Origin of the sequence: Methylobacterium sp. WSM2598 (assembly GCF_000379105.1) — a bacterium.
In the GTDB taxonomy this organism is placed as follows: domain Bacteria; phylum Pseudomonadota; class Alphaproteobacteria; order Rhizobiales; family Beijerinckiaceae; genus Methylobacterium.
Window position 1 is genome coordinate 6446151 of the sequence record NZ_KB900609.1, and the last position, 24239, is coordinate 6470389.

22 protein-coding genes and 4 pseudogenes are annotated in these 24239 nt (G+C 65.2%); 16 read left to right on the forward strand and 10 right to left on the reverse strand.

All coding sequences use genetic code 11. The features are described from left to right. Positions 1–59: 59 nt before the first annotated feature. From MET2598_RS0130035 to MET2598_RS38295, 3 genes are all read left to right on the forward strand, one after another. Complete coding sequence (locus MET2598_RS0130035; RefSeq protein WP_157182283.1) at positions 60–761, forward strand: glutathione S-transferase N-terminal domain-containing protein; 702 nt, start codon at positions 60–62, stop codon at positions 759–761. Positions 762–1324: 563 nt separating this feature from the next. Beyond that, on the forward strand, positions 1325–1660 hold the full coding sequence (locus MET2598_RS0130040) for an ArsR/SmtB family transcription factor (protein WP_018263376.1): 336 nt from the start codon (positions 1325–1327) through the stop codon (positions 1658–1660). Between the two features lie 2 nt (positions 1661–1662). After that, positions 1663–2121, forward strand: a complete 459-nt coding sequence (locus tag MET2598_RS38295) for an SRPBCC family protein (RefSeq protein ID WP_051086539.1) — start codon at positions 1663–1665, stop codon at positions 2119–2121. Positions 2122–2343: 222 nt separating this feature from the next. Here MET2598_RS38295 and MET2598_RS0130050 read toward each other — a convergent pair whose 3' ends face one another. From MET2598_RS0130050 to MET2598_RS40015, 3 genes are all read right to left on the reverse strand, one after another. Beyond that, the gene (locus tag MET2598_RS0130050) at positions 2344–2628 is read right to left on the reverse strand and encodes a SemiSWEET family sugar transporter (protein WP_018263378.1); all 285 of its coding nucleotides are present in this window, start codon (positions 2626–2628) and stop codon (positions 2344–2346) included. After that, on the reverse strand, positions 2625–2933 hold the full coding sequence (locus MET2598_RS0130055) for a SemiSWEET family sugar transporter (protein WP_018263379.1): 309 nt from the start codon (positions 2931–2933) through the stop codon (positions 2625–2627). Before MET2598_RS0130055 ends, MET2598_RS0130050 begins: the two co-directional genes overlap by 4 nt. A gap of 81 nt (positions 2934–3014) precedes the next feature. Beyond that, on the reverse strand, positions 3015–3209 hold the full coding sequence (locus MET2598_RS40015) for a hypothetical protein (RefSeq protein WP_084673955.1): 195 nt from the start codon (positions 3207–3209) through the stop codon (positions 3015–3017). 723 nt (positions 3210–3932) lie between these two features. On the opposite strand from MET2598_RS40015, the gene MET2598_RS43620 reads away from it, so the two are divergent. The 3 genes from MET2598_RS43620 (at position 3933) to MET2598_RS0130070 (ending at position 5891) form a co-directional block, all read left to right on the forward strand. Then, positions 3933–4403 carry a Crp/Fnr family transcriptional regulator gene (locus MET2598_RS43620; RefSeq protein ID WP_330218368.1) on the forward strand — a complete coding sequence of 157 codons (471 nt, stop codon included), beginning with the start codon at positions 3933–3935 and terminating at the stop codon, positions 4401–4403. Next, on the forward strand, positions 4330–4575 hold the full coding sequence (locus MET2598_RS43625; RefSeq protein ID WP_330218359.1) for a Crp/Fnr family transcriptional regulator: 246 nt from the start codon (positions 4330–4332) through the stop codon (positions 4573–4575). Before MET2598_RS43620 ends, MET2598_RS43625 begins: the two co-directional genes overlap by 74 nt. A gap of 107 nt (positions 4576–4682) precedes the next feature. Further along, the gene (locus MET2598_RS0130070; RefSeq protein WP_036270590.1) at positions 4683–5891 is read left to right on the forward strand and encodes an IS701-like element ISMtsp19 family transposase; all 1209 of its coding nucleotides are present in this window, start codon (positions 4683–4685) and stop codon (positions 5889–5891) included. Positions 5892–6397: 506 nt separating this feature from the next. Here the strand turns inward: MET2598_RS0130070 and MET2598_RS43140 are convergent. Further along, positions 6398–6583: pseudogene (locus MET2598_RS43140) on the reverse strand (hypothetical protein); the annotation flags it as partial. Positions 6584–6964: 381 nt separating this feature from the next. Between MET2598_RS43140 and MET2598_RS0130075 the strand changes: the two are divergent. Together MET2598_RS0130075 and MET2598_RS40025 are read left to right on the forward strand one after the other, a co-directional pair. Further along, on the forward strand, positions 6965–7243 hold the full coding sequence (locus MET2598_RS0130075) for a hypothetical protein (RefSeq protein ID WP_084673956.1): 279 nt from the start codon (positions 6965–6967) through the stop codon (positions 7241–7243). A 22-nt stretch (positions 7244–7265) separates the two neighbouring features. Continuing rightward, positions 7266–7463: a ribosome modulation factor gene (locus MET2598_RS40025; protein WP_084673957.1), complete on the forward strand. Its 198-nt coding sequence runs from the start codon at positions 7266–7268 to the stop codon at positions 7461–7463. Positions 7464–7823: 360 nt separating this feature from the next. Here MET2598_RS40025 and MET2598_RS40030 read toward each other — a convergent pair whose 3' ends face one another. Beyond that, the gene (locus MET2598_RS40030) at positions 7824–8114 is read right to left on the reverse strand and encodes a hypothetical protein (protein ID WP_018263383.1); all 291 of its coding nucleotides are present in this window, start codon (positions 8112–8114) and stop codon (positions 7824–7826) included. 1301 nt (positions 8115–9415) lie between these two features. On the opposite strand from MET2598_RS40030, the gene MET2598_RS42530 reads away from it, so the two are divergent. Continuing rightward, entirely contained in the window at positions 9416–9565 is a 150-nt protein-coding gene (locus MET2598_RS42530) for a hypothetical protein (RefSeq protein WP_018263384.1), read from the forward strand. A gap of 265 nt (positions 9566–9830) precedes the next feature. After that, complete coding sequence (locus MET2598_RS0130090; protein ID WP_018263385.1) at positions 9831–10373, forward strand: inorganic diphosphatase; 543 nt, start codon at positions 9831–9833, stop codon at positions 10371–10373. Between the two features lie 153 nt (positions 10374–10526). On the opposite strand, the gene MET2598_RS0130095 is transcribed toward MET2598_RS0130090, so the two are convergent. From MET2598_RS0130095 to MET2598_RS0130105, 4 genes are all read right to left on the reverse strand, one after another. Beyond that, on the reverse strand, positions 10527–10754 hold the full coding sequence (locus MET2598_RS0130095; RefSeq protein WP_018263386.1) for a hypothetical protein: 228 nt from the start codon (positions 10752–10754) through the stop codon (positions 10527–10529). Between the two features lie 212 nt (positions 10755–10966). Further along, complete coding sequence (locus MET2598_RS40040; protein WP_157182284.1) at positions 10967–11527, reverse strand: hypothetical protein; 561 nt, start codon at positions 11525–11527, stop codon at positions 10967–10969. A 107-nt stretch (positions 11528–11634) separates the two neighbouring features. Beyond that, a complete protein-coding gene (locus MET2598_RS37615) occupies positions 11635–14319 on the reverse strand; it encodes an AAA family ATPase (RefSeq protein WP_084673958.1) in 2685 nt (894 codons plus the stop codon). Positions 14320–14653: 334 nt separating this feature from the next. Beyond that, complete coding sequence (locus tag MET2598_RS0130105) at positions 14654–16243, reverse strand: Na+/H+ antiporter (RefSeq protein WP_018263388.1); 1590 nt, start codon at positions 16241–16243, stop codon at positions 14654–14656. Between the two features lie 591 nt (positions 16244–16834). Here MET2598_RS0130105 and MET2598_RS0130110 point away from each other — a divergent pair. From MET2598_RS0130110 to istB, 5 genes and pseudogenes are all read left to right on the forward strand, one after another. Next, positions 16835–17641: an SGNH/GDSL hydrolase family protein gene (locus MET2598_RS0130110; RefSeq protein ID WP_051086541.1), complete on the forward strand. Its 807-nt coding sequence runs from the start codon at positions 16835–16837 to the stop codon at positions 17639–17641. 195 nt (positions 17642–17836) lie between these two features. Beyond that, the gene (locus MET2598_RS0130115) at positions 17837–18052 is read left to right on the forward strand and encodes an NAD(P)H-binding protein (RefSeq protein ID WP_269083048.1); all 216 of its coding nucleotides are present in this window, start codon (positions 17837–17839) and stop codon (positions 18050–18052) included. Positions 18053–18172: 120 nt separating this feature from the next. Beyond that, positions 18173–19603, forward strand: a complete 1431-nt coding sequence (locus tag MET2598_RS0130120; RefSeq protein ID WP_018263391.1) for an 8'-apo-carotenoid 13,14-cleaving dioxygenase — start codon at positions 18173–18175, stop codon at positions 19601–19603. A gap of 261 nt (positions 19604–19864) precedes the next feature. Further along, positions 19865–21409 (forward strand): annotated as a pseudogene (istA, locus tag MET2598_RS37620) (IS21 family transposase). Between the two features lie 11 nt (positions 21410–21420). Next, positions 21421–22163 (forward strand): annotated as a pseudogene (gene istB, locus MET2598_RS37625) (IS21-like element helper ATPase IstB). 598 nt (positions 22164–22761) lie between these two features. On the opposite strand, the pseudogene MET2598_RS37630 reads toward istB, so the two are convergent. Beyond that, positions 22762–23897 (reverse strand): annotated as a pseudogene (locus MET2598_RS37630) (IS630 family transposase). A 30-nt stretch (positions 23898–23927) separates the two neighbouring features. On the opposite strand from MET2598_RS37630, the gene MET2598_RS0130145 reads away from it, so the two are divergent. Further along, the gene (locus MET2598_RS0130145; protein WP_018263395.1) at positions 23928–24239 is read left to right on the forward strand and encodes a LexA family protein; all 312 of its coding nucleotides are present in this window, start codon (positions 23928–23930) and stop codon (positions 24237–24239) included.

Here is a 24239-nt window from a genome sequence, read left to right on the forward strand (position 1 = left end):
AGGTCTGAAGCGGGTCCATGCTCCACGCCCCGGCAGCGTCGTCATCACGAGGGTGGGAAGTGCGCCTCTATGTGATGAAAATTTCGCATTACTGCGAACGGGCACGCTGGGGGCTTGATCACAAAGGCTTCCAATACGAGGAACAAGCGTGGGCGCCCGCTCTGCACGTGCCGCTCGCCCGCCGCATAGCCAAGGAGACGTGTCTCCCGATCCTCGTCAGCGGCGAAAGCGTTGTTCAGGGGAGTGGTCCCATCCTGACCTGGGCCGGGCTCGGTGGCGGGGACGCGGCGCTGGAGCATCGTTTCGAGGCCGTGATCGGCCCACTCATCCGTGAATACTTCTACGCAGGGACACTGCACGATTCACACTCCGGCGTGCGCGAGGTTCTCCTGCACGGCGTGCCGTCCGTTCAGACGTTTCTAGGGCATGTGGGCTGGCCGATGATTCGTCGTGCAATGGCGTCTCACATGGCTATACGGCCGGAACGGCTGCCCGAACTTGAGCATCGGATCGACGCTGAACTCGAATGGGTTGACACGCTGGTGGCAGAGGGCGGACCGCTCGGTGGCGGCTTTGGCCGCACCGCGATCACGGCGGCCAGCATCCTGGCACCCTTAGCGCGTCCAGATGCCCTCCCACTCTACCGGCAAGTGCGCCTCGCGCCGGAGATGGAGCGCGCCTTCGCGCGTTGGAGCGCGCGTCCAGCGTTGGATTGGGTGTTGGACACATACGCTCGGCACCGCCATCGAACTCAAGGCTGAGCGCCGTTTTCTTCGCAGCCCGCGATGGGCCAATCGATGACGGGCCCGCGTGCCACCGTGGCAGACCTTGGCCCTGGCGTATGCGTCGTGAGCTTGGTCACGCCTGCCGCCATAAGGTCGCGCGCGGAGAAGAGCAGCAAGCCAATTAGTGGTGCCATCGACAAGGGTGTTGTCAACAATCCGCAATTCAAAAGTCACAGCGACAGCAAGTATCGGAGCGATGATGCCGAGCGGTATCGAGCCCCGATGCCCGTCCCAGGCTTCAGCCCGATTCGCTGCGATCGCAGCCGGCTGCTCCTGACCCTCAGCGGCCCCTCGCGGTGGATGTCGGCAATGTCCGGTTGCGAGGGTTTTCCCGACATTTGATTTCCTGACACGGTTCCGTGCCATCAGCCGGCTCGCGGGGCTCTCGCGTCAAGGGCGTCAGCGGACGCAGCTATCGTGGCCGCGAGGAATCGGTCGATCTGCTTACACGACGTCCCGCGGCCGAACGCTGTACCGCCGTACCACAACGATCAAAGAGTTGACATTCTATAGCCATATCAGCATATAGTCATATGGCTATGGAAGATCCGCAGTTTCTCAATCGTGCGTTCGCTGCGCTGGCCGATCCGACCCGCCGCGCGATCCTGGCGCAGCTGGCGAAGGGTGAGGCCAGCGTCTCCGAACTGATGATGCCCTTCAAGCTCACTCAGCCGACCGTCTCCAAGCATCTCAAGGTGCTCGAAGCCGCCGGCTTGATCGAGCAGGGCCGCGATGCCCAGCGCCGCCCGCGGCGCCTGCGGCTCGCCACGCTCCAGCTTGTCGATGAATGGATCGCGCCATTCCGCGAGCAATGGGAACGGCGCCTCGACAACCTCGAACGCCACCTCGCTCGCAAGCAATCCGGGGAGCCATGATCATGCCCGTTTCCGCCACCGCGCTGCCCTCCGGCTTCGAGATCGACCGCGCAGCAAACACGCTGCGCTTCGTGCGCGACCTCGCCGCGACGCCCCAGCGGGTGTTCGACGCCTGGACCGATCCCGCCCAACTCACCGAATGGTGGGACGCTGGCGGCGAGCGCCTGAGCACCTGCGAGGTCGACTTGCGCGTCGGCGGCAGCTTCACCTTCATCGCGCCCAGCCACCCACACATGCCGTTTACCGGCACTTACCAGGAGATCGCGCCTCCGCATCTTCTCGTGTTCGATGCCATGGGCGCGACCGGCCGCGTGCAGATCGATGGTCGCGGCGACGGTAGTCGGCTGATGGTCGAGATTATCAGTCCTTCGGCCGAGCATTTTGAGCAGTTCATTAAGTTCAATGTGCATGTTGGCACCGCGCAGACGCTCGACAATCTGCTACAATTTCTGGAAGGTTGAAGCAGGCCGGACGAGTCGCGACAGAGCGCAGGTGGCGTGTCTCACTCGGGTTTAGATGATGGCGGCGTGGGGCTGGTGCGGGGCTGGCACGTGTTCGGCACCGAGCCACATTCGGCGTCTCACGCCGCCGTCTCTCTTCGGTATACCCAAGAAGACAGGTGCGAGTAGATGCGCAGTCCCGCGATGCCCCGACCACGTTATCGGTCACCGCCAAAGTGAAGGCTAGGCTCCTCTTCGCCGTGGCGAGGCCGCTCTAAGTTTCAGGAACAGGATCACCCCACTGAGCCCCAGGTTCAGTACGTTGAAAATGATTATGGGCCAGCTTCCGATCACCAAGCCGTACCCGAGCCATAAGACGAACGCGACCGAGATGATGACGTACATTCGCGTCGAGATCGCACTCGTCTCGCCGTCCCGCCACGCCTTCACAACCTGGGGGACGAAGCTCCCCGTCGTGCATAGGCCCGCGACTATGCCGAGCAGGCCTATCGCCCAACCCTCTGTCATCCTGCGCTCCGTTCTGCGCAGAACCGGCCTTTCGGGTCTGGACAAAGTCCCAGTGCCTGAAGCTTGAAGACCAGTATGGCGCCGCCGAGCAGGAGGTTGAGCAGGTTGAACACAACGAGGGGAACGCTTCCGAGTGCGACTCCGTAAGCGAGCCAGAGCACGAAGCCGGCCAGCCGCAGGACGTACATCTTCAGCGAGATCGCGACGCAATCCCGCTCTCGCCAGATCTTCACGACCTGCGGAACAAACGCGTAGGTGGACGCGCACCCCGCGACAAAGCCGAGTATCAGTGGAAAGTGGATCAACCGCGAACCTCGCGCCTCAGGGCATGCTGCCGAACGGCTTCGGCATGACCAGGTTCCGTTCCGCCCGAGCGATCACGCGGTTCAGCTGCGGTGGCTCATGGTGCTGCTCATACCCTCACAGCAGCGGCTGCCCTCTTTGCCCTTCATGCCCGTCATGCCGTCCTTACCGCACATCGTCGCACCTTTGCCCTTGCCGCTGCCGCAGCAGCTCATGGCACGGGACGGAGCGGCACTCCGCAACATCAGGGCTGACGAGGCAGCGATCAGCGTCTTCATGGTATTCTCCGGCGCGGCCACAGGCCCCGCGCTTGATGTGGATCACTTGTGAGAATTGTCAGGTGCCCTGGGCATGCACGCTTCGGCGCGTACGCTGAGGAGCTTTGGTTTCATACGCCACCCTTATGCGAGCGCCGCTGACATGACAGCCAGGCAAGAAGCAGCCGGCTCCGCATTTAATTTCCTTACACGCAAACTTAACAGGTCTAAGTGGCTGGAAAATAGTTGATTTCTAGACAAATCACTTTGAGCCGGTCGATACTTTACGACCAGCCATTGAGCAGCAGCGCGCTGCGCGCGGGACGGTCCTTGTCGCGCGCAGCGCCTCCTCGAGTTGGGGTTGATCGCAGCAGGCTCCGCGTCCCGACGTTCGACAGCCTCCATGCGGGACAGAACAGGCGCGGGACAGAGGCAGGGGCACGCCGCCGGAGGGAACTCGATCACTGGCTTAGGGTCAAAACCTATCAGCTTGGCCTTACGGTCATGGTGGTGCGGGAGGGCGCTCCGGCCTCAACCTCAGCCCGTCGCCGTGCTATCGTCGCCCATCATCAGCATTCAGCCCCGTACGCTGGTGGTTGGGAGACAAGGTGCTCTCGCAATGGCGGGAGACGAACTATGGTCGCATCCGCTCAGCCCAAAGCCCATCCATTCATTCGCAAGGTGGAGAGCATCGCCCTCTTCCCCCTTTCGCAGGACGAGAGGGCCGCCCTCGCCGCCGTCCCGATGCAGGTCGGTTGCCTCGCAGCCCACCAGGACGTCGTGCGCGAGCGTGACCCGCCCTCGCGCTGCTTCACGCTTCTGGAGGGCTTCTGCTGCTCCTACAAAGAGACGCTGGACGGCAAGCGCCAGATCATGGCCGTCCATGTGCCCGGCGACCTCCCAGATCTCCAGAGCCTGCACCTGAGGGTGCTCGACAACAGCATCGCCACGGTGACGCCATGCCGGGTCGGCTTCATCCAGCACGCCGCCCTACGGTCCCTTGGGCGTGATCGTCCCAGGCTCGTGGAGGCGTGCTGGCGTTCGACGCTGATCGATGCAGCCATCGTCCGCGAATGGATGGCTCAACATCGGGCGGCGCGATGCCTATGCCCGTCTGTCCCACCTCCTGTGCGAGTTGTACATGCGCCTGGAGGCGGTCGGGCTGGTGCAGGACGGAACCTGCGACTTGCCGATGACCCAGGCCGAGCTTGGTGACGCGCTTGGGATCTCGACGGTGCACGTCAACCGGACGCTCCAGGAACTGAGGGGCGAAGGACTGATCACATTGAGCGGCGGGCGGCTGACGGTGGACGATTGGGCAGGATTGTCGGCCGCCGGCGAGTTCGACCCGACCTACCTGCACATCACGCAGCCCGACGCTGCCTGACCGACCGCCACGGCGCTGCCCCTGATAGCCGGCTTGCTGCGCTGATTGAGTTTTGACCCTAGCATTACAGTTGCGTTTTCGGCGAGGTTCTGACTCTTTGCGTCGCCATGATTCGCGCATCATGGACGTCGGAGACTTCGGTCAAGGCGACGCTGGAGTTGTGGGCCTCGTCGCTCCGGGAGGTGAAGGGGCGCATGCGGCCTCTGTTCACCCAGCGCCGGGTCGCCGCCTCGGCCGGAGCGTTCTTGGATGGACTGCTCGGTGCAGAGCGGCGCAAGACGGGTTGGATGCGGGCGGAAGCCGCGGGCGATCCCGGGCCCTGGCGCCAGCAGGCGGTGCTTGGGCGCGGACGTTGGGACGCCGACGCTCTGCGCGACGTGGTGCGTGACTATGCTCTGGAGACGCTGGCCGACCCGGACGCGGTTCTGGTTCTCGACGAGACCGGCTTCCTGAAGCAGGGCAAGGCCTCGTGCGGCGTGCATCGCCAGTACACCGGCTCGGCCGGCAAGATCACGAACTGTCAGATCGGCGTGTTCGCGGCCTATGTCTCACGGCACGGTCATGCCTTCATCGATCGAGCCTTGTACCTACCCCAGACCTGGACCTCGGATCCAGCCCGGCTGGCCGCCGCCCACGTGCCGAAGGGGACGACCTTCGCGACCAAGCCGGGATTGGCTCTGGCGATGATCGAGCGGGCGAGGGCTGCCGGCGTGCCGTTTTCCTGGGTAGCGGCCGACACCGTCTACGGGGTCGGCGAGATCGAGATGGCCCTGCGGCGGGCGGGCAAGGGNTACGTGCTCGGGGNGAAGAGCGATCACGCGTTCAACTCCTGGGCCGGCAAGCCGCTGGTGGCCGGCACCGCCGAGACGATCGCGGATGGCCTTGCTCCGTCGGCCTGGACGCGCCTGTCGGCGGGCGACGGGACGAAGGGCGCGCGGCTGTACGACTGGGCCTACTGCGAACTGGCCGACCTCGCTGGTGCCGCCTACGACCAGACCGGCCTGTGGACGCGGGGGCTCCTGATCCGCCGCAGCCTGAGCGATGGCGAGCGGGCCTACTTCACGACCTGGTGCCCGGCCGGCACGCCGATCCAGATCCTGGTCAGCGTCGAGGGACGGCGTTGGAGCATCGAGGACGCGTTCGAGACGGCCAAGACCGACCTCGGGCTGACACACAATGAGACCCGCTCTTGGCACGGCTGGCATCGGCACGTCAGCCTGGTGATGATGGCCTTCGCCCTGCTGACGGTGATCCGCCATCACGCCAACGCGCCGCCCCCAAAAAGCCGAGCCCGGCCGAGACCGCGCGCCCGCTGATCCGCTGGTCGGTCCAGGAGATCCGCCGCATCGCGGTGCGGATGGCACAGCGGCGCATTCAACCCGCTCACGTCATCGCCTGGTCGCTCTGGCGACGGGCGCATCAGGCGGCCGCCCGCCAGGCACATCTCAAACAGCGCGCGTCAGACGCCAAACGGCGGCGGCAGCGCCGGACGCCAAGCCGGGCCAGCCGTCAGCCAGCACGCACAAAAACGCAACTGTAATGCTAGGCTCGACGGAATTGGAAAGGGTCATATACTGTACTCTACCCAAACCAGGTCGCGGGAGGATCAAATGTCTGCAAACTGGAAGGCAGTTAAAGAGGACCTGGATTGTAATTTGAATAGGGGGAAAGATGTAAAGTGGGGGTCTGAATTGAAGGAAATTTTCAGCAAATGAGACGTTAAATCTATAGGCTCCGCCAATTAAGCTTCCAAGCTAGGCCAGAGAGATAAACAGGAATTAGTTAATTCCTTAAGATGTGCGCACGAAGACAGTAATCTTCTTTACAATATTGGGCGAAAGCTGATCGGTCTAAAGCCGATTTGATTCATTGCACCAAGAAAGCTGCCGGCCACCGGCATGGCCTGTCGGATGTCGCGGGCGACGGCGACCGGGATCAGGTTCGCACCGCCCATGCTGCAGTTGGTTGAATCGAACGTAATCCAGCCCGCGCCCGGCACGTAGACCTCGCCCTACGGGCGGAGGGCACGCGGAGTGCGGTACAGAGATACTCCCAAGTGCCGACCGATCTTCCTACGCCATTACAGGCACCGCGCTGGCGCAGGTTTCTGCGATTGGGCGTGATCCTCGTGTGGTTCAGTCTCAATGATCTCTACCGCCGAGGGTGGGCGGCTCTGAAACGCGGTCGACGCCGTCCGTAGAGCGCCGACACCTTCCTTTATCGAAGAGAACAGCCAGCTGCCTCCTGAGCGCATGACAAAGGCGCTCTGGAGCCGATGGTCCGCGCCTTGGCAGTTGTCGAAGCGCAAGCTGGGGCGGCATCGTGGGATCCCGGTGTGGGAGTTCAAGCGTTAGCCATCCAAGCTCGGTCCCGGCCTTGGGGGGCGAACATGTACGAGGAAGTACGCGAATTGCACGCTGCCTTGGTCGAGGCCGCGGCAGTTCATGACGCCGTTGCTGCCGAATGCGCCGACGTTGCCCAGCAGTTGGAGAGCTGCGGCGATACCTTGAGAGCCGAGACAATGCGAGGCGTGGGCCGCGGGATGCGGATCAATGCGCTGCAGATGTCGGCCGAAGCTTGCGCTCTGACCGCGCGCTACCCGCACGTTCTTGCGGCGGAGGCGGGATGGGGCAGCAGCTTAGGCCGAGGGTCGATGAAGCCCAGGTAGCCTCCAGGTGTGGAGCGCATGCATGCCGACCAGCGATCACGAGCCGTCGGGCCTGCTGCCTGATCGCACCCCAGAAGGTGTCCGGGCCCGCCAGCATGGCAAGCCGCGGGATGCGTGCCCCTACCCGCTCGGCTCTGAGGAGCGCGAGGAGTGGCTGGAAGGCTTCGACGGACGTACGCGGAGAGCCCCGCCCGATCAGCCGAAGAACCCCGCTGAGTGAACAGTGCGCCGCCTCAGAGCGAGCCCGACCGCCAGCTACAGCAACCGACCCGCTCAAGGTCTTGGGCGGTCAACCGGCGCTGCCTTCACCCGCTCGGATCCGCGACGACGAGAGCGGGCGGTCTCGGAATAAGGGGCAACGGCCCGGAGGTCTCATCCCGGAGACACCGGGCCGTCGCCGTGCCGGCTGGGTGTTCAGCGCGGCAGGTGAGAGCGTGGTCTGGGATGGTTAACGAAATCCTACCGACAGCAGAACGCCCGGTGGGGATCGCCGTCCCACCGGGCGTTCTCTTTCCCGACCTAATCCATCTCACCACTGCCCAACCAACCAGGGTCCGCATAGCGGGTTCAAGCTATGGACTCAGATAGACGTTAAACGGCGTGAGATAGTGGCCCGGTGCTCCGTACTGCTCTTCGCCGCGATTGTGCCGTGCCTCTCCGCTCCGCTGCGCCCCACATCCCGATCTGCCTCGACCTGGGCGAGCTTGGCTCCCAGGGTCTGAACTTTGGCATGTAGCTCGCCGGCATCGACCGCCAGTTCGATGCATGGCTCTCGCGCTTCGGCGAGCTGAAGCCTCATCTCGGTATTCTCGGTCGCGAGGGTGAGCAGGTCGGCGCTCGACCTGCGCGCCCGCATTCTCGCGACGCTCATCCTGCCCCTGCATCCCGACGCGCCCTGGCGCGACCCGACCAGGACCCCGCCGCGGTTATCGATGTCGTCCGGCGGGCACGTCTCGACCCGGAGCCGCCGCCGCCGCGGGTGGAGCTACTGGACCGGTGAGACGCGCGCCGCTCTCGCCGGTCATCCCATTAACAGGCTGTTGAAGAAGTCGGCCAGCGGCGGGCGATGAAGGGGATTTCATCTCCGCCGTGGGAGCCGATTCCGCCCTGAAGCGGACTGGGATACCAACTTCGGCTACACGCAAACGGTTTCGTCTGACCCATGAGACCCACCTCACGCCTGCACCCCTCCGCCCCGGCGGGTGACCTTCGAGTCGTCGAAGATCCCTTCCGTCGTCACCCGGGCCTGCACTTTATATACCTCATGGGTGTGCCGCACGCCTCGATCCTGCTACCGCGGAGAGCTTAAGCTCTCGCCATCATCTCCCCGCTGAGCAGAAGCAGCCGCAGCGGCAAAGAGGGCACCCTTACTCTCGCCACGTTTGCCATTGCGTGTTGCTGCGCAACGCCTGTCACTCAGGCCCAAGGAGGGAAACAGGATGCGCGTACTCAGCATCACCGCCACGATCCTAGTGGTCCTCACCGTTCTGATCGTCAGCGCCGCGTTCCGGCTCACCCTGGTGTCGCTGAGGGCAGTGCGTGGACTGAAGCTACGCAGACAGGCAGCGAGTTCTGCTGTTCCGGCTGCTGTGAGATAGGGATCAGGGTGATCTCGTTCCCTTCCGAGGCCCTCCTGCGCACCACGTTGCTGGTTTGGGTCGCCAGTCTCCTAATCTTCACGGCCTACTGGAGCTGGGCGGTCCTGGAGCACGAAGGGCCAATCCGGTCGTTCCTTACCCGGGCCTCTGATCGCACCACTACGGGCACTATGCTCGTCGGAGCCAAAAGCTTAGCAATAGGCAAAACTCATCCAGTGATATCTTTAACGAATCTCCCCGAGTTAATTAGTTGTTAACTATCAGGTCCGATCATGAGATGCCTGCTGGGAGGCGAAGATGACGCGGTCTCAAAAGCTTCGGCTCAAGCGCTTGATCATGCGAGAAATCGATCGAGCTCTACCCAAAGCACCTATAGAACTTTCCCGATATGCCCGCATAGCTGCGTCGGAAGGCTCGGCTTGTGATCGGAGCAAACCTGGTCGGTAAACTACCTGACGAACTCAAAGGAACTACACTCGCGTCCACGGCACAAAAACCGGCACTGCCCTGGATCTGCGGCACTTGCCCCGCTTAGCTGTGCATTGGAAGCCGGTCATGGGTGCCATGGAGACGCATGAACCAGATGGTCCGGCCCAAGCAGGTCGACAGGAGCAACCCCGTCGAGGCCCTCGCGGGTAAGGTGGAGCGCGTCGCCCTCAATTCGCTTGAGGCTGGCTTCTGCGTCCTCAAGGTGCAGGCGCGGGGTATAGGTATCACACGGTAGAGGATGCGCTCTCGATCGGCGCGGGCGAGTAAGTCATCGTGACCAGCATCCGGATCACCCATCGCACTCGCGGCCGTTAGTTCGAAGCCGACACCCGAGCGTGTCCGGAAGGGGCTCGCGGAAGCGATGCACAATCTCCCGCCGGAACAAGGACCCGGGAGTCGGCGTGCTGCGTTGACGAGGTCAGTTAATCCCAGCTTGCCCTCGGTCCGACCTGTAGCTCAGGGCTCTATGACGGACGATCCTGTCACGTGGGGTGGATGCGATGAACACACTAGGCGCCCTCGGTCAGCTACCAGCCTTTACTGACACGGGTGAGGTGTATGTCATCATCGAGACGCCTAAGGGCAGCCGGAACAAGTACGCCTACGACGAAGAACACCAAGTTTTTCTGCTGAAAGGAGTGATGCCGGAAGGCATGTCATTCCCGTATGACTATGGGTACATACCATCGACGATTGGAGGTGATGGCGATCCGCTGGACATGCTCGTGCTCATGGATGCCCCTGCCTTCCCGGGCTGTGTCATCACCGCACGGGTGATTGGGGCAATCACGGCCGAGCAGACCGAGCGGGACGGGCGCCGAGAGCGCAACGACCGCTTGATTGGGGTGGCTAGTCACGCTCACACGCACGGACACGTGGAAGCGCTGTCGGATCTACGACCTAAAATGATTGAGGAGATCGAGGCCTTCTTCGAGCAATACAATCGGCTGACCGGAAAGGCGTTCTGCCCAACCGGACGGAGCGGAGCTACCGAAGCGTTGGCGCTGGTCCGGTCTGGAGCCAGGGATACAAAGCGGGCCTGACCGGACCAGGAGGCGGCGTTGCCAATGAATTACCCTACAGTAGCAAGCGATTTCTGCGCATATCCCAGTACAGGAGAGCCGGAACGGGGATCATAATAGCGTAAAATATTCAATCGAACATCTGTGGCATGGCGAATTCCTCGTGCGCGGGACCTAGTGTCTGAACGCCGCGTAGGCGGTGCGCAGGGTCTCCTCGGAGATCCCGTGCTTGCGGGCAGTCACTTCGAAGCATCGCTTGATGAAGCTCTCGACCTCGTTGACTGGCATGCGAAAATCGCCGCGGTCGAGCAGGCAGCGGATGTCGTAGCCGACGGTTTCGACGGCCGTCCTGAGATCGTGGAGGTTCGGGTTGTCGGGGGTAGTGCGGGCCGAATTGGGCATCGAGATTGCTCTTTCCCGGATACTGAGATCTCCAGCGCCCGGTTTCGGGTGCAGGGAGGGTGAACAGCAACCAAACTCCGACCGCTATTGCTCGTTCCTGCTGGCAGCACCGACGGTAAGGAAATAGACAGAACAGCGGCGTTCGGCAGTGTTGCACACCGCTTTCCGCTCAATCGGCGAGGACGTGCTGCTCTCGGGGCCGTGCCGTCCCCCTAGCGGCTCGGCCCTTGCCGCTCCAGCAGCATTCGGGCATCGCCCAGATCCACCGTGTCCAGGCCCTCGCGGAACCAGCTCACCAGCTCGGCGAGAAGTTCGTGGCTCTCGTCTTGGCACCCTTCCCGCTGCTGAACGCGAAGAAGACCCATCGCGAGGCGCAGCTCTGCAGACTTTGCCCCCTGCCGGCGAGCGATCTCGAGGCCACGGGCAAAGCACCTTTCCACCTCGGCATTCGGCTCTCCGGCCCGAAACCGTAGTTCTCCCTCGACATGGTGAAGGTCCGCCTCGAACAGGCGCACCTCGGTGCGTTGCACCTCGTCGTAGGCTGCTTTCAGGACCTGCAATCCTCCGACCGGATCGCCCAGGGAACCCTGAATCTCGGCCAACACCGCCAGATGACGGGTCCGGTGAAAGACGGCCCCGAGCGCGTCCAGCTCTGCGCAGCCCTGGCGGACCAGCTCCAGTCCCTCGTCCGGTTGTCCCTCCTGGGCCGCCGCCCACCCGCAGGAGATCAGGCCGTAGCCCCGCCACATCGGCATGTCGTGCTTGGCTGCCAAAGCCCGTGCTGCCTCCCCGTACTGCCGCGCAGCCGGAGGCTCTCGCAGGAACTGGGCGAGTTCGCCGCCGGCGTGGCAGAGCAGGTGGCCCGTGGTGTTCGCGTGCTTCAGGTCTTCCGCGTGCCGGGAGCCCAGCTCAGCAGCCCGCCGGGCCTGGTCGGGATAGCCGAGTCTCCAGAGAACCAGCGCCAGGAACGAGAGCCCGGAGGCCCGTGGGTCCGTAACGCACTGCGCGGCGAGATTTCGATCGCGGATCGGGTCGTAGAGCCTCGCGATGGCCTCGAAGTGCTCGCGGGCCTCTTGCAGTTCACCGGCTGCATCAACGCCGCCCCCCTGGCTCGGTGCGCGAGGAGCTGGTCGGCCGGGCTACCCTGGCGCTTAGCGATCACGGCGCAGCGCTCGGCCACGCAGAGGGCCGTGTGCGTCTCGCCTCGCACGACGCGGTTGCTCGCCAAGCCGAACAGGGCCGGGACGAGGCGCTGCGTCTCGCCCAGGCTCTCGCAAAGCGCACTCGCGCGCTCATACGCGACCGAGACTTCGGGTCCGCTCCAGCCGGTGAGGGCGATGAGCGGCGTGCCGATCCCCAGCTGAAAGTCAAGTTCGATGCGGTCCCTTTCAGGCGACGCAAGCAGGCCAGCAACGACGTCGAGGCCGTGGCGGAGATGACTGACCGCCTCACGATCAGCCGAGCGCGAGGCTGCGCGGCGGCCTGCCTCCAACCAGTATTGCACCGCCTGGGTCCCCTCCCCTGCCTCAGTGAGATGGCGGGCCAGCACCTCGGGCGTCTTCTCGACCAGCTCGGGGAAGCGTTGCCGAAGGGCCCGAGCAACGGCGGCGTGGAGCTGCCTTCGCCGGTCCCGCAACAGCGTTCCATAGGCGACGTCGCGCACGAGGGCATGCTTGAACAGGTAGATGATCTCCTGCCCATCGCTGCGGCAGAACACCAGTTCGGCTCGCGCGAGTCGGTCCATCGCGGCTTCGAGCTCCGCCTCGGTGAGGTCTGCCGAGGCGGCGATGAGCTCCCGAGTGAACTCACGTCCAATCACGGCCCCGGCCTGGGCCGCTGCTCGGGTGGCCGGATCGAGTCGGTCGAGCCGCGCCAGGAGCGAGGCGTGCAAGGTCGCCGGGACCGCTGGCGTTGCCGGAGAGGCGGCCGCGAGAACGTTGCTCGTGCCCGCCTCGAGCACCGCCTTCGTGAGTTCCTCGATGAAGAGCGGCACGCCGTCGGTGCGTTCGACGATCTCGGCTACTGTGGCGTGCGGTAGCGCACTGCCGGAGATCTCGCGCACCAGGTCCGCTGCGTCTGGTCCGCTGATCCGCGCGAGGCCCAGGCTCATGACGTCAGGCTGACCGGACCAGGGCGATGCAAAATCGGGACGGCTGGTGACCAGCAGCAGCAGGCGCAGCCGCGCCGTGCGTGTGACCGCAAGGTCCAGGAACTCACGAGAGCTCGGGTCGATCCAGTGCACGTCCTCGAAGATCATCAGCACCGGCTGCTGCTCTGCAAGGCCCTCCAACCACCGCAGCAACGCCGCGAAAGTCCGTTCCCGCTTGCGGTTGGAGGTGAGTTCCGGGATGAGGCCCGTGCGGACTGATAATGAGAGTAGTTCCGCCAGCAGAGCGGTGTCGGCGGGCGGGAGCGAAAAAGGTGCCAGCAGCCTCGCCAGCTTGTCGCGTCTGACCTCCGGCGCATCACCTCGCGCGAAGCCCGCCGCGCGCTCCAGATGGGCAACTATCGGCAGCAACGGGCTGTCACGCAGGTGCGGCGCACAGAAGAAGCGCAAACAGTGGTGGGGCTCTGGTCTCACCTCCTCCTGGACGGCGGCCAGGAGGCGAGACTTGCCGACCCCCGCGTCCCCCGAGATCAGGGCGACCCGTCCCGCCCCGGACTGGACCTGTGCCCAGGTCTCGAGGAGATGATGCAACTCGCGGTCGCGGCCGACCAGGGGGACTGGACCGGTGCGAAGCGCCTCGAAGCGGCTCTCGACCGCTCCTGGCCCGAGCACCCGGTAGGCCTGTACCGGGACAGAGAAGCCCTTCGCCTCGACCGTTCCGAGGTCGAGGCACTCGAACAAGTTGCCGATGAGCCTGTGGGTCGTCTCGGCAACCACGATCGTGTCGGGCTCAGCGAGTGCTTGCAAGCGAGCGGCGAGGTTGGGGGCTTCGCCGACGACCGCCCGCTCCTCCGCTGCTCCGCGGCCGATCAAGTCGCCGACCACGACCAAGCCGGTGGCGATCCCGATCCGCACCTGGAGAGCAATGCCGCCCAGCGTGTCGAGAGCGCGCACGGCCTCGACGATCTCCAGCGCGGCCCGGACCGCTTGTTCCGCGTCGCTCTCGGAGGCCTGTGGGTACCCGAAATACGCGAGCACGCCGTCACCGAGGTACTTGGCCACGAAGCCGCCCAGGCGTTCGAGAACGGCCGTGACGCACGCGTGATAGGCGCCGATCAGCTCGCGCGTGTCTTCCGGATCAAGGCGGGTGGAGAGGGCTGTCGATCCGACGAGGTCAACGAACATTACCGTGAGCTGACGGCGCTCCGCACCGGGAGGAGGTCGTGAGGCGCCCTTGCCGGGTTCATCAGGGCCCATCCGACGGTGTGGCTTTCGAGTCTCTTCGCGGAGGAGTGACGCTGCTTTGAGGAAGCGACGCCGGTCCCCGAGCGAAACGCCGAGCTCCTTGAGGTCGGCGTCGGTCAGGTCGGGGAGGACGTCCAAACCGATGTCGTTGGCGCGAAAGGCGCCAGCGTAGCGTCCGAGCCCCGATCGGTGCAGCCAGTCGTCAATATCCATGCACCGCCCCCAAGGGGTTGCAGCCGTGCCGAAAGCTTACGCTGAATGCGGGCGAAGGCATCACCTCCGTGCGGGGCCCGAACGCCCGTTAGGGTATACCACAATGCTGTTCACTTTGAGATCCGAATGGCGGCGGCCATGTCAATGCGGGTAGGGACTGAGGCGTGGGACCGTAACGGGTAGCCGCGCATCGTGCGTCTAAATGAACAGCATTGGGATATGTCCCACCGTGCCGATGCCGCTCGATGTTCTGCTCATGCGGTTGGCGCGTAACAAGACGCGGTGTCGCCAATTCACTTCCGCAGCGCTCAAGCTTCCCCGAGATGAGCAGCCGCTACCGCTCTCCCATCGCAACCCTGATCTGCTGCTCCTCCAGGTCGAGCTCGGCCATGAGCGCTGCCATCTCCTCGTGCTCAAGGTCTTCCCTGTGATCGGCCAGGAGCTTCGTCCGAGCCGCCTCAATCGCGGTCAGCCGGAGGCCGAGCTGCGCGGAGAGGCGCTCCGCTCCCGTCTCCGCTGCCTGACTCGCCGCAGAAACGCGCTTGGCACGCTGACGCAGTTCGCGAAGCAGTTCCTCCGCAGCCGCAGCTTGTTCCGGATTTAAGTCGTCCAGCTTCTCGCTGACAGCCGTCATCGCCGCGACTGTGGCTTGGCTGCGCGCATCAATGGCCTGTGGCGTCACCGCTGGGTTGGCCGCCTCATCATCGGCCTCGCTCAGGCCTAAGCGGCGGATGAGAGGGCCGAGCGTCGTGCCCTGGATGACCAGGGTGGCAAGGATGGCGCAGAAGGCGAGGAACAGGATGATGTCGCGCCCCGGAAAACTGGCCGGGAGCGCCAAAGCTGCGGCGAGGCTCACGACACCGCGCATGCCGGCCCAGGAGAGCACCGTCGCGTGGCTCCAGGGGGGCATCGGATCGCGCTCGCGGAGGCTGCGGGATACCGCGCGGGGCAACCACAGTGCTGGGAACACCCAGACGAACCGACTGACAATGAGGGCAGCCGAGACCGCCAGGCCCAAGCCCGCCAAGCGCCAGGGATCGTACTGCTCAAGACGCTCCAGGATGCCACGCAGCTGAAGGCCGATGAGGACGAAGATCAGGGCGGTCAGAACGAATTCAACGAAGCCCCATACCGCACCCATGTCCAACCGGGTGCGGGCAGTGAACGCCGCATGCTGTTGTTGCCCGAGTACGAGGCCGCAGGTCACCGCCGCGAGCACGCCCGAGGCATGGACCTGTTCCGCCGCGAGGTAGGCCGCAAAGCTCGCCAGGAACGAGACGAGGATGTCGAGCAGGGTATCTTCGAGATGGGTGAAGACCCACATGGCGACGCGGCCAAGGACGTAGCCGATCAGCGTGCCGCCCGCGGCCGAGAACAGGAACGAAAGGGAAGCTTGGCCGAGCGACACCTCACCGGCCAGCGTCGCGGCAACCGCGAAGCGGTAGAGCACGAGGGACGAGGCGTCGTTGAGCAAGCTCTCGCCTTCCAAGATCACTACGAGCCGCTTCGGAATACGAAAGTCCTTCAGCACCGAGGCGGCCGCGACCGCATCCGGCGGGGCCACGATGGCCCCCAGCGCGACGGCTGCCGCCCAGGGCAGATCCGGCACCAGGAACTTCGCGGTGACAGCGACGGCTGCGGCGGTGAACAGGACGGCGCCGAGCGCGAGGAACAGGATGGGGCGAAGGTTGAAGCGAAAGGCCGGCCAGTCGGTCCGGTAAGCGCTCGCCTGAAGCAGCGGGGGCAGGAAGAGGACGAGTGCGAGTTGGGGATCGAGGGTGACGGTGGGAAGTCCTGGGATAAGGGCCAGCGCCATGCCGCCGATGACGAGGGCGACCGCGAGAGGAACTTGCAAGCGACGGGCGACCAGGGCGAGCGCGACACAGGCCGCGAGCAGGCCCAGCAAGGTCTCGAAGATCTCCACGCGAGTGCCTCCCCGGGCGGAGTTCATTTCCGCGGTGCCAGGTTCAACCCTCCGGCCTGCTGGATGTTCGCTCAGACCAAGGGCGCCCTGTCGACGGGGACGGACCGGTCGCGAGGCCAGTCTCGGCCGTCACCCGCGACGCGCGGTACTCCGCTTGAAAGCGGTTGACTCGTGGCCGCTGTGCAGCGTTGCGCGAGAGCGCCCACACCGCCGGCTCAGGGCGACGGCCCGAAGGCGATGTATCCTGGCGATTCACCTGCATCAGCTGGACTGCTCCGGTGTTTTGTTTGCTCAACCATACCGTTCGGCAGGGCCGATCAGCCTGAAGTCTGGGCTTCGCGCAGTCAGAACCCGCGGCGTCGCTGAGCGTTGATCCGGAACTTCAGCCTGGACGCGTGCCGCTGCGTTTCGCCGAACGGAGTTCCGATGCGATGGGGGATCGCCAGCCGCAGAATACGAGCCAGACTGTGAGTCGCAGCCTGCTCGCTTGCAGCGCTTCGTCGCCGGCTTCGGCTGCGTCAGCTGAGCACAGGGCCGCGGGGGCTCATTCATGTCTTGGCGGATGGAGCATGCTAGGCGTGAGATGCTAATATGTTCCGACTTGTAATCGCATTCCGCCGGGCAGTTGTGCTGCCGCTCTACTTGTTTATCGGCTCGATATCGATGGCATCACCCGCCTATGAACGATTGGTCGTGTTTGGAGACAGCTTGTCGGATGGAGGCAACGCCGGACGTTTCTCGGACGGGCCAGTGTGGGTCGAGTATCTCGCGGAGCGGCTCGGAGTTCCCCTTCGTCCAAGCAAGATGTCCGGACTGAACTTTGCCATAGGGGGGGCTCGCCTGGATCCGCGCTCAGGCGCGAGTAACCTGCGGGCGCAGGTCGAGGCTTACCTTCGCAATGGCGGTGCCCAGCCGGCCACCCTTTTCATCGTCTACGGAGGTGCCAACGACGTGCTGGCCGCAATCGGCAGCCCGGAAGCGAATGAGGCGGTCGAGGTAGCCCTGTCGGCGATGCGGGACATCTTGGAAGCTCTGGCTGAGAGCGGAGCCACCGACGTCCTGATCCCCAACCTTCCCGACGTGAGCATGACTCCGGCTGTTCGAGCCCGCAGCAGCTCAGCGGCTCAGGGCGGGGCCGAGCTCACGGAGCGGTTCAACCATCTGCTGGAACAGATGCTCGCGCGGCCGGTAGGGCTCAGGGTGCACCGGTTAGACGTGAGGGGAATGGCGGAACAGGTTCGGACAGATCCGCGCTCGTTCGGGTTCATTGATATTGCGACCCCTTGTGAGCGGCGGGCCGCATGCGACGGGTACCTGTTCTGGGACGATGTTCACCCCACGACGCGCGCACACAAGAGCTTAGCTGACGCAGCTTACCGATCCATCTCACAGCCGTAGGCTTCGTCCGTTTCGCCCGTCATGGCGCCCGTATCGGCGGGCGCAAAGAGACCGCCAAGTGGCAAGCTTCCTCTCATGGCGAGTTGATGAGGCGGCAAGCTACCGCAGTCTCCCAGGAGTTCGCGCGCACCCACCGTCCCAAAACCGTTCCCGCGGGAACGGTGGATTGAGCTAAGTGTTGGCGAGCGTGCTGGGATTCGAACCCAGGACAAGGATGCGCAGGAGATGCGCATCCGCAGGAGCAGTCTCACTTGGACGCTGGTGAGGCCGGGCGTGCTGACGAGCGGCGCCGCGACGGGTCGCTATCAGGTCCTCATCGAGCCATCGGAGTGGCGAAACGGGCTGATCTCACGAGCCGACGTTGCACACTACATCGTCGGCCAGATCGACCATCCGTTCCGCGTGCGTTAAGCCGTCGTCCTTGTCAGCTAGCCGGAGGACGCTCTCGCGTACCAGCTCTGCATAGTCGGAAAGGGGGCGCCCTCAGCTGATGGCAGCCTCGCGCGCCACACGCATCATGGACTGCGACCTATGCCGAACCCCGTCAAGACGGCCGTGCGCACCGCCATCGAGAGCGGTGTCGATCTGGTCGCGGCCTACAACCGGAGGCGCCTGCCGAAGAACCAGAACTCCTTCGTGGTCGGCATCCACGAACCGATGCGCGAGGAGCTGACGCTGCACGATCTCACGGTGACCGGGCAGATCCCAGCACAGCTCAACGGTCGATACCTCAAGATGGGTGCTAATCCAGTCCACCCCATCTCGCCTGGCCACAACTGGTTCCTCGGCGACGGCATGGTGCATGGTCTCGCCATGAAGGATGGTAGAGCCCTGTGGTACCGCAACCGCTGGATCGGTTCGCGCACGGCAGCTGCGGCACTCGGACGGTCCGCTGCCCCTGGACCACGACGGGGCCGCAACGACACCGTCAACACCAACATCGTCGAGATCGGCGGCCGCGCCTTTGCCGTGGTGGAGGCCGGCAGCTTCCCCGTCGAACTCTCCGAAACCCTGGAAGAGCAACGCTACAACCCGTTCGACGGCACGCTTGCGGGCTCCTTCACCGGGCACCCGCACCGCGATCCCATCACCGGCGAGATCCACGCGATCGCCTATGATGGGCATGTCTGGGACACCATCCGTCACGTTGTCGTCTCGGCGACTGGCAGCGTGATCCGCGACGTACCGATCGCGGTCGAACATGGTCCGTGCATCCACGACTGCGCGCTGACGGCACGTTTCGTGATCGTACTTGACCTGCCCGTCACCTTCTCGATGCGGGACGTGCTCGCCGGACATCGCTTTCCGTTTCGCTGGAACCCCGCTCACCGCGCTCGCGTGGGCCTACTCTCGCGGGATCGAGGTGCCACGAACATCACGTGGTGCTCCGTCGAGCCGTGCTTCGTCTTCCACGTTGCCAATGCGTTCGATGACGAGGATGGCCGAGTGGTCCTCGACGTGATCGCCTACCCGACGATGTTCGCCTCGGCTGGCGGTGAGCTCGACAGGCTCGGTCGGCTTGAGCGCTGGACGGTGAATCCCACGACGAAGCGGGTCGAGCGGCGCGTGGTGGACGACGCACCGCAGGAGTTTCCCCGCATCGACGAGCGCCGCTTCGGGCAGCGCCATCGGTATGCCTACACGGTCTCGGTCCCGTCCGACGGCAACCCGCAACTCGCTGGTGCGACGACGCTCTACAAGCACGACCTTGAGACGGGCATGCGTCGTATTCACGAGTTTGGCGATCATCATGTCCCGGGGGAATTCGTGTTCGTGCCTGCACATGCTGATGCCGGCGAGGACGAAGGGTGGCTGATGGGGCTGGTGATCGACACGGAGAAGTGCACGACGGACTTTGCCATCCTCGACGCACGTTCGTTCGAGGGACCGCCCGTAGCTAAAGTTCGGCTTGGGCACCGGATCCCGCCAGGCTTTCACGGGAACTGGTTTCCCTCTGCCTGAGACATCCCGGCTGCGCCAGGCTTGTCGCCGGCATGGTGCCGGCTGCATCTTGACGCGCTCTTTTCCCGAGAGCAGAACTTCGGTTGCGGATTCCGATTGAAGTCGGCCACCGGTTCCGAGGCGAAGCCGGCCAGCGTTCCGATTTGATGTCGGCCAGCGTTCCGAGATGAAGCCGGCCACTCGGTAGCCGGCATCGGCCACGGCGCATCCCCGCGGGTCAGCAACCGCGGCATCCCAGTCCTCGAGCACGAGGAGAGCGGGATGCCGGCCAGGAGACAGCTGACCATGCGACAAATCAAACAGATGCTGCGGCTCGCCCACGATGGGGTGAGTTCGCGCGAGATCGGACGAACGCTGGGCGTGGCCCGCTCGACCGTGCAGGACAACCTCGCCCGGGCAACCGCCGCCGGCCTAACCTGGCCGCCTTGGCCCCGGGGTCAGCGACGCGGTGCTGGAACAGCGCCTGTTCGCCCGGGGCTGGGGTGAAGCAGGGCATGCGGCGACTGCCCGAGCCGAACTGGCCCTCGCTGGTCAGGGAGATGCGCCGCCCGGGGTCAACCTCACGGTGCTCTGGGAAGAGTACCGGGAGGCCCATCCGGAGGGCTACGGCTACTCCCGGTTCTGCGATCTCTATCGCGAGTTCGAGCGCCGGCTCCCCCCGGTGATGCGCCAGCATCATGCCGCCGGTGACAAGGTCTTCGTCGACTACTCCGGCAAGAAGGTCGGGATCGTCGACTCCACCACCGGCATCGTACGCGAGGCCGAGATCTTCGTGGCGGTGCTCGGCGCGTCGAGCCTGACCTACGCCGAGGCGACCTGGACCCAGACGCTGCCCGACTGGATCGGCGCGCGCATGTCCGCCTGTTCCGCTTCCTCGGCGGTGCCCCCCGCCTCGTCGTGCCCGACAACCTCAAGAGCGGGGTGCACAAGGCCTCGTTCTACGATCCCGAACTCAACCGCTCCTACGGGATGATGGCCGAGCATTACGGCGTCGGCGTCCTGCCGGCGCGGCCTCGTAAGCCGCGCGCGACAAGGCCAAGGTCGAGGCCGGGGTTCGCTTCGCCCAGAGCTACATCCTGGGACGGCTGCGCCAGCAGACGTTCTTCTCGCTGGCCGAGTGGCAATGCCGCCATCGCCGCGATGGTGGAGCGCATCAACGCCCACCTGATGCGCCGGCTCGGCACCACGCGCCGCGCCCTGTTCGAGGCGATCGAGCGCGCGGCGCTCCGGCCCCTGCCGGCGGAGGACTACAGCTTCGCCGAATGGCGGCTGGCCCGGGTCAACCTCGACTACCACGTCGAGGCGGGCGGCTTCCTGTACTCGGTGCCCCACGCCCTGATCCGCGAGCAGGTCGACGTGCGCCTTACGGCGCGCACCGTCGAGGTGTTCCATCGCGGTCAGCGCGTCGCCGCCCACGAACGCCGCTACACCGGCCGGCGGCACGGCACCAATCCCGACCACATGCCCAGCGCCCATCGCCGCTACGCCGAGTGGAGTCCCGAGCGCTTCCGGCGCTGGGCGCGGAGCATTGGGCCGGAGACGGAGGGGCTGGTGATCGCCATCCTCCACGACCGGCCTCATCCCGAGCAGGGCTTCCGTACCTGCTTGGGTCTCCTGCGCCTCTATCGCGGGCTCGATCCGAGCCGGGCGGAGGCCGCCTCGGCCCGGGCCGTGGCCGTCGGGGCGCTCACCTACACCAGCATCGCCGCAATCCTGGCCAAGGGCCTCGATCGCGCAGCCCCGCCTGCCGAGGCCGTCCCGGTGATGCTCCACCCCAACCTGCGCGGCCCGCGCTACTTCCACTGACGGAGACGACGATGCTTAGCCATCCCACCCTCGATCTCCTGCACGAGCTCGGCCTGAGAGGCATGGCCTCGGGCTTCAAGGCGCTCGACGCTAACCCGGAAGCCCGCGCCCTCGGCCATGCCGAGTGGCTCGGACTGCTCCTCGACCACGAGGCCACGGCTCGGCGACAGAAGCGCTTCGAGACCCGCGCTCGCGCCGCGCGGCTGCGCCATCCCGCCAGCATCGAGGACGTCGACTACCGCAGCCATCGCGGCCTGGACCGGGCGCTGTTCCTCAAGCTCGCCACCAGCGACTGGATCCGGACCCGGCGCAACCTCGTGATCACCGGCCCATGTGGCGTGGGCAAGAGCTGGCTGGCCTGCGCGCTGGGGCACAAGGCCTGCCGGGACGACCTCTCGGTCGTGTACTACCGGGTCCCGCGCCTGTTCACCGCGCTGGCCCTCGCCCGCGGCGATGGCCGCTACGGCCGGTTGCTGCGCCAGATCGCCAAGGTGAACCTGCTGATCCTCGACGATTGGGGCCCGAGCCGCTCCTGCCCGAACAGGCTCGCGACCTCCTCGAGATCGTCGAGGACCGCTACGATGCCGGCTCGACCCTGATCACCAGCCAGGTGCCGGTGGATCGCTGGTACGAGATCATCGGCATCCCCACGCTCGCCGATGCCGTCCTCGACCGGCTGCTGCACAATGCCCACCGCATCGAACTCGCCGGCGAGAGCCTGCGCAAACGCAAGGCGACCGAGCCCGCCGCTTGACCCGCCGATCCGACCTCGTGATCTTCACCCCAGACCCGCGGGAGCGCCCCGTCGCCGGTCGGCTTCAGATCGGAACGGTGGCCGGCTTCGCCTCGGAATGACGGCCGGCTTCAACTTGGAACCCCCGGCCGGCTTCGTCGGAATACGCACTTCGGTCGCCAAACCGCGAAGATCCAGATGCGGCGCTAAACATTCTGGACCCGAAAGCGAACAGCTGATGTCTGGTCGTGTGGGTCGTTAGCCTGCGAGCTGGTCAATGAGGTGATCAAGCAGCGCTCGCAGACGTGCTAAGCGCGTCAGGTCGCAGTGGCAGCCCACGAACGTGTCGCGGCTCGGGGGCACCTCGCCCTGGTTGAGCGCGACAAGACCGGGTGTAGTGTTCCTGACGACTGTGCAGAGATCAGCGAGGTAGTCGCCGGCCGGGTCCATACACGGCGCTCAGTCCTTTCTTTCCTACTGCCTTCCCGCGCTTCCTGCAGATTGGGATCTGGTGGTCGGCGAGGATCAAGCGGATCACTGCCCGAGAGTGCCTCGATGGTGTTGCATGGTTGCAACGCGCTCGCGGGTCGCGGGTTGTCCTAGTGGCACTGCATAGGGATTATGACTCTTTGGCCGGGTTAGGGTTAGGCAGTGGCGAGCTTGGCTCTGGCGCGCTGAGTGGTGAACATCCATGTGATGCGGGCGGCCTCGGCGTTGCGGCGTTGCTCCCAGGCCGCGACCAGCCTTGCGAGGGTCTCCTGATCGGGGATGCGGCGGTCGAGGCATTGGCCGCGCAGCACCCCGATTTCGATCTCCACCATGTTGAGCCAACTCGCGTGCTTGGGCGTGTGATGGAGTTCGATGCGGCTCAGGATCCGGTGGGCCTCCTCGGCCGGGAAGCTGTCGTAGAGGGCTCCCGGGGGATGGCTGGACAGGTTGTCCAGCACGACCCTGATCCGCTCGGCGTTCGGATAGTGGGTGTCGACGAGGTCCCGCATGCAGTGGGCAAAATCGACGGCCGTGCACCGATCCGTGACCTTCACCTTGCGCCACGCCCGGTGAGCATCCCCGGTGAGCATCAACGAAGACGAACAGGTTGGCGGTGCCGTTGCGCCGGTACTCGTAATCGTAGCGCTCCGGCCGGCCCGGGGCGGCAGGAACGGGCTGGCGCGCCTCGCCGATCAACTGGATTGGGCTCTCGTCGAAGCAGACCACCGGACGGCGCGGGTTGGGTGCCTCGGCGTAGAGATCCAGCACGTCCTCCATGCGCGCCACGAAGGTCCCGTCGACCTGCGGGATGCACCACATCTCGCGCCGCCACGGCTTGAGGGCGTTCTCGGCCAGGCGGCGGCGCACGGTCTCGCGCGACACCGCCGCGTGCTCGGTGGCCGCCACCACCGCGTCGGCCAGCAGGCTCAGCGTCCAGCGGGCGCGGCCCTCGGGCGGTGTGGAGCAGGCGGTCGCCACCAGCAACGCTTCCTCCTGGCCCGAGAGCTTGCGCGCCGCGCCCGCGCGGGGCTGCTCGGCCAGGGCCGCCTCGACCCCCTCCTCAACGAAGCGGCGCTTGGTGCGGAAGATCGTCGACCCGCTGACGCCGAGGCTGGCAGCCAAGGTCTCGTCGCCGATCCCGGCCTCGGCGCCCAGCAGGATCTGCGCGCGCTTGAGCCGTCGCGCCGCGAGGCGGCCGGCGCGCGTCAGCGCCGTCAAGTGCTGGCGCTCCTCCTGGCTGAGGTCGACCCGGTACTTTACATTCATCCCTGCCCCCGATCCTGGACGGCAGCAGGGATGAATCAGACGACCGCATCCGCCCACCCCGGGTTCTCGGACAAGCAGGGGCAGTACCTCGCCTTCATCCATGCCTATACGGTCGTGATGGGACGACCACCGGCCGAGAGCGATCTGCAGCGCCACTTCCGCGTGACACCGCCCTCCGTCCACCAGATGATCCTCACCTTGGAGCGTCAGGGCTTCATCACGCGCCAGCCGGGGGTCGCACGCTCCGTGTCCCTCCGGGTCGATCCCGACAAGCTACCAGCCCTCCGCGCCGCGCCCCCCAAACCGTCATACCGCCGCGCTTTGGCGTTGACTCGAACGTGA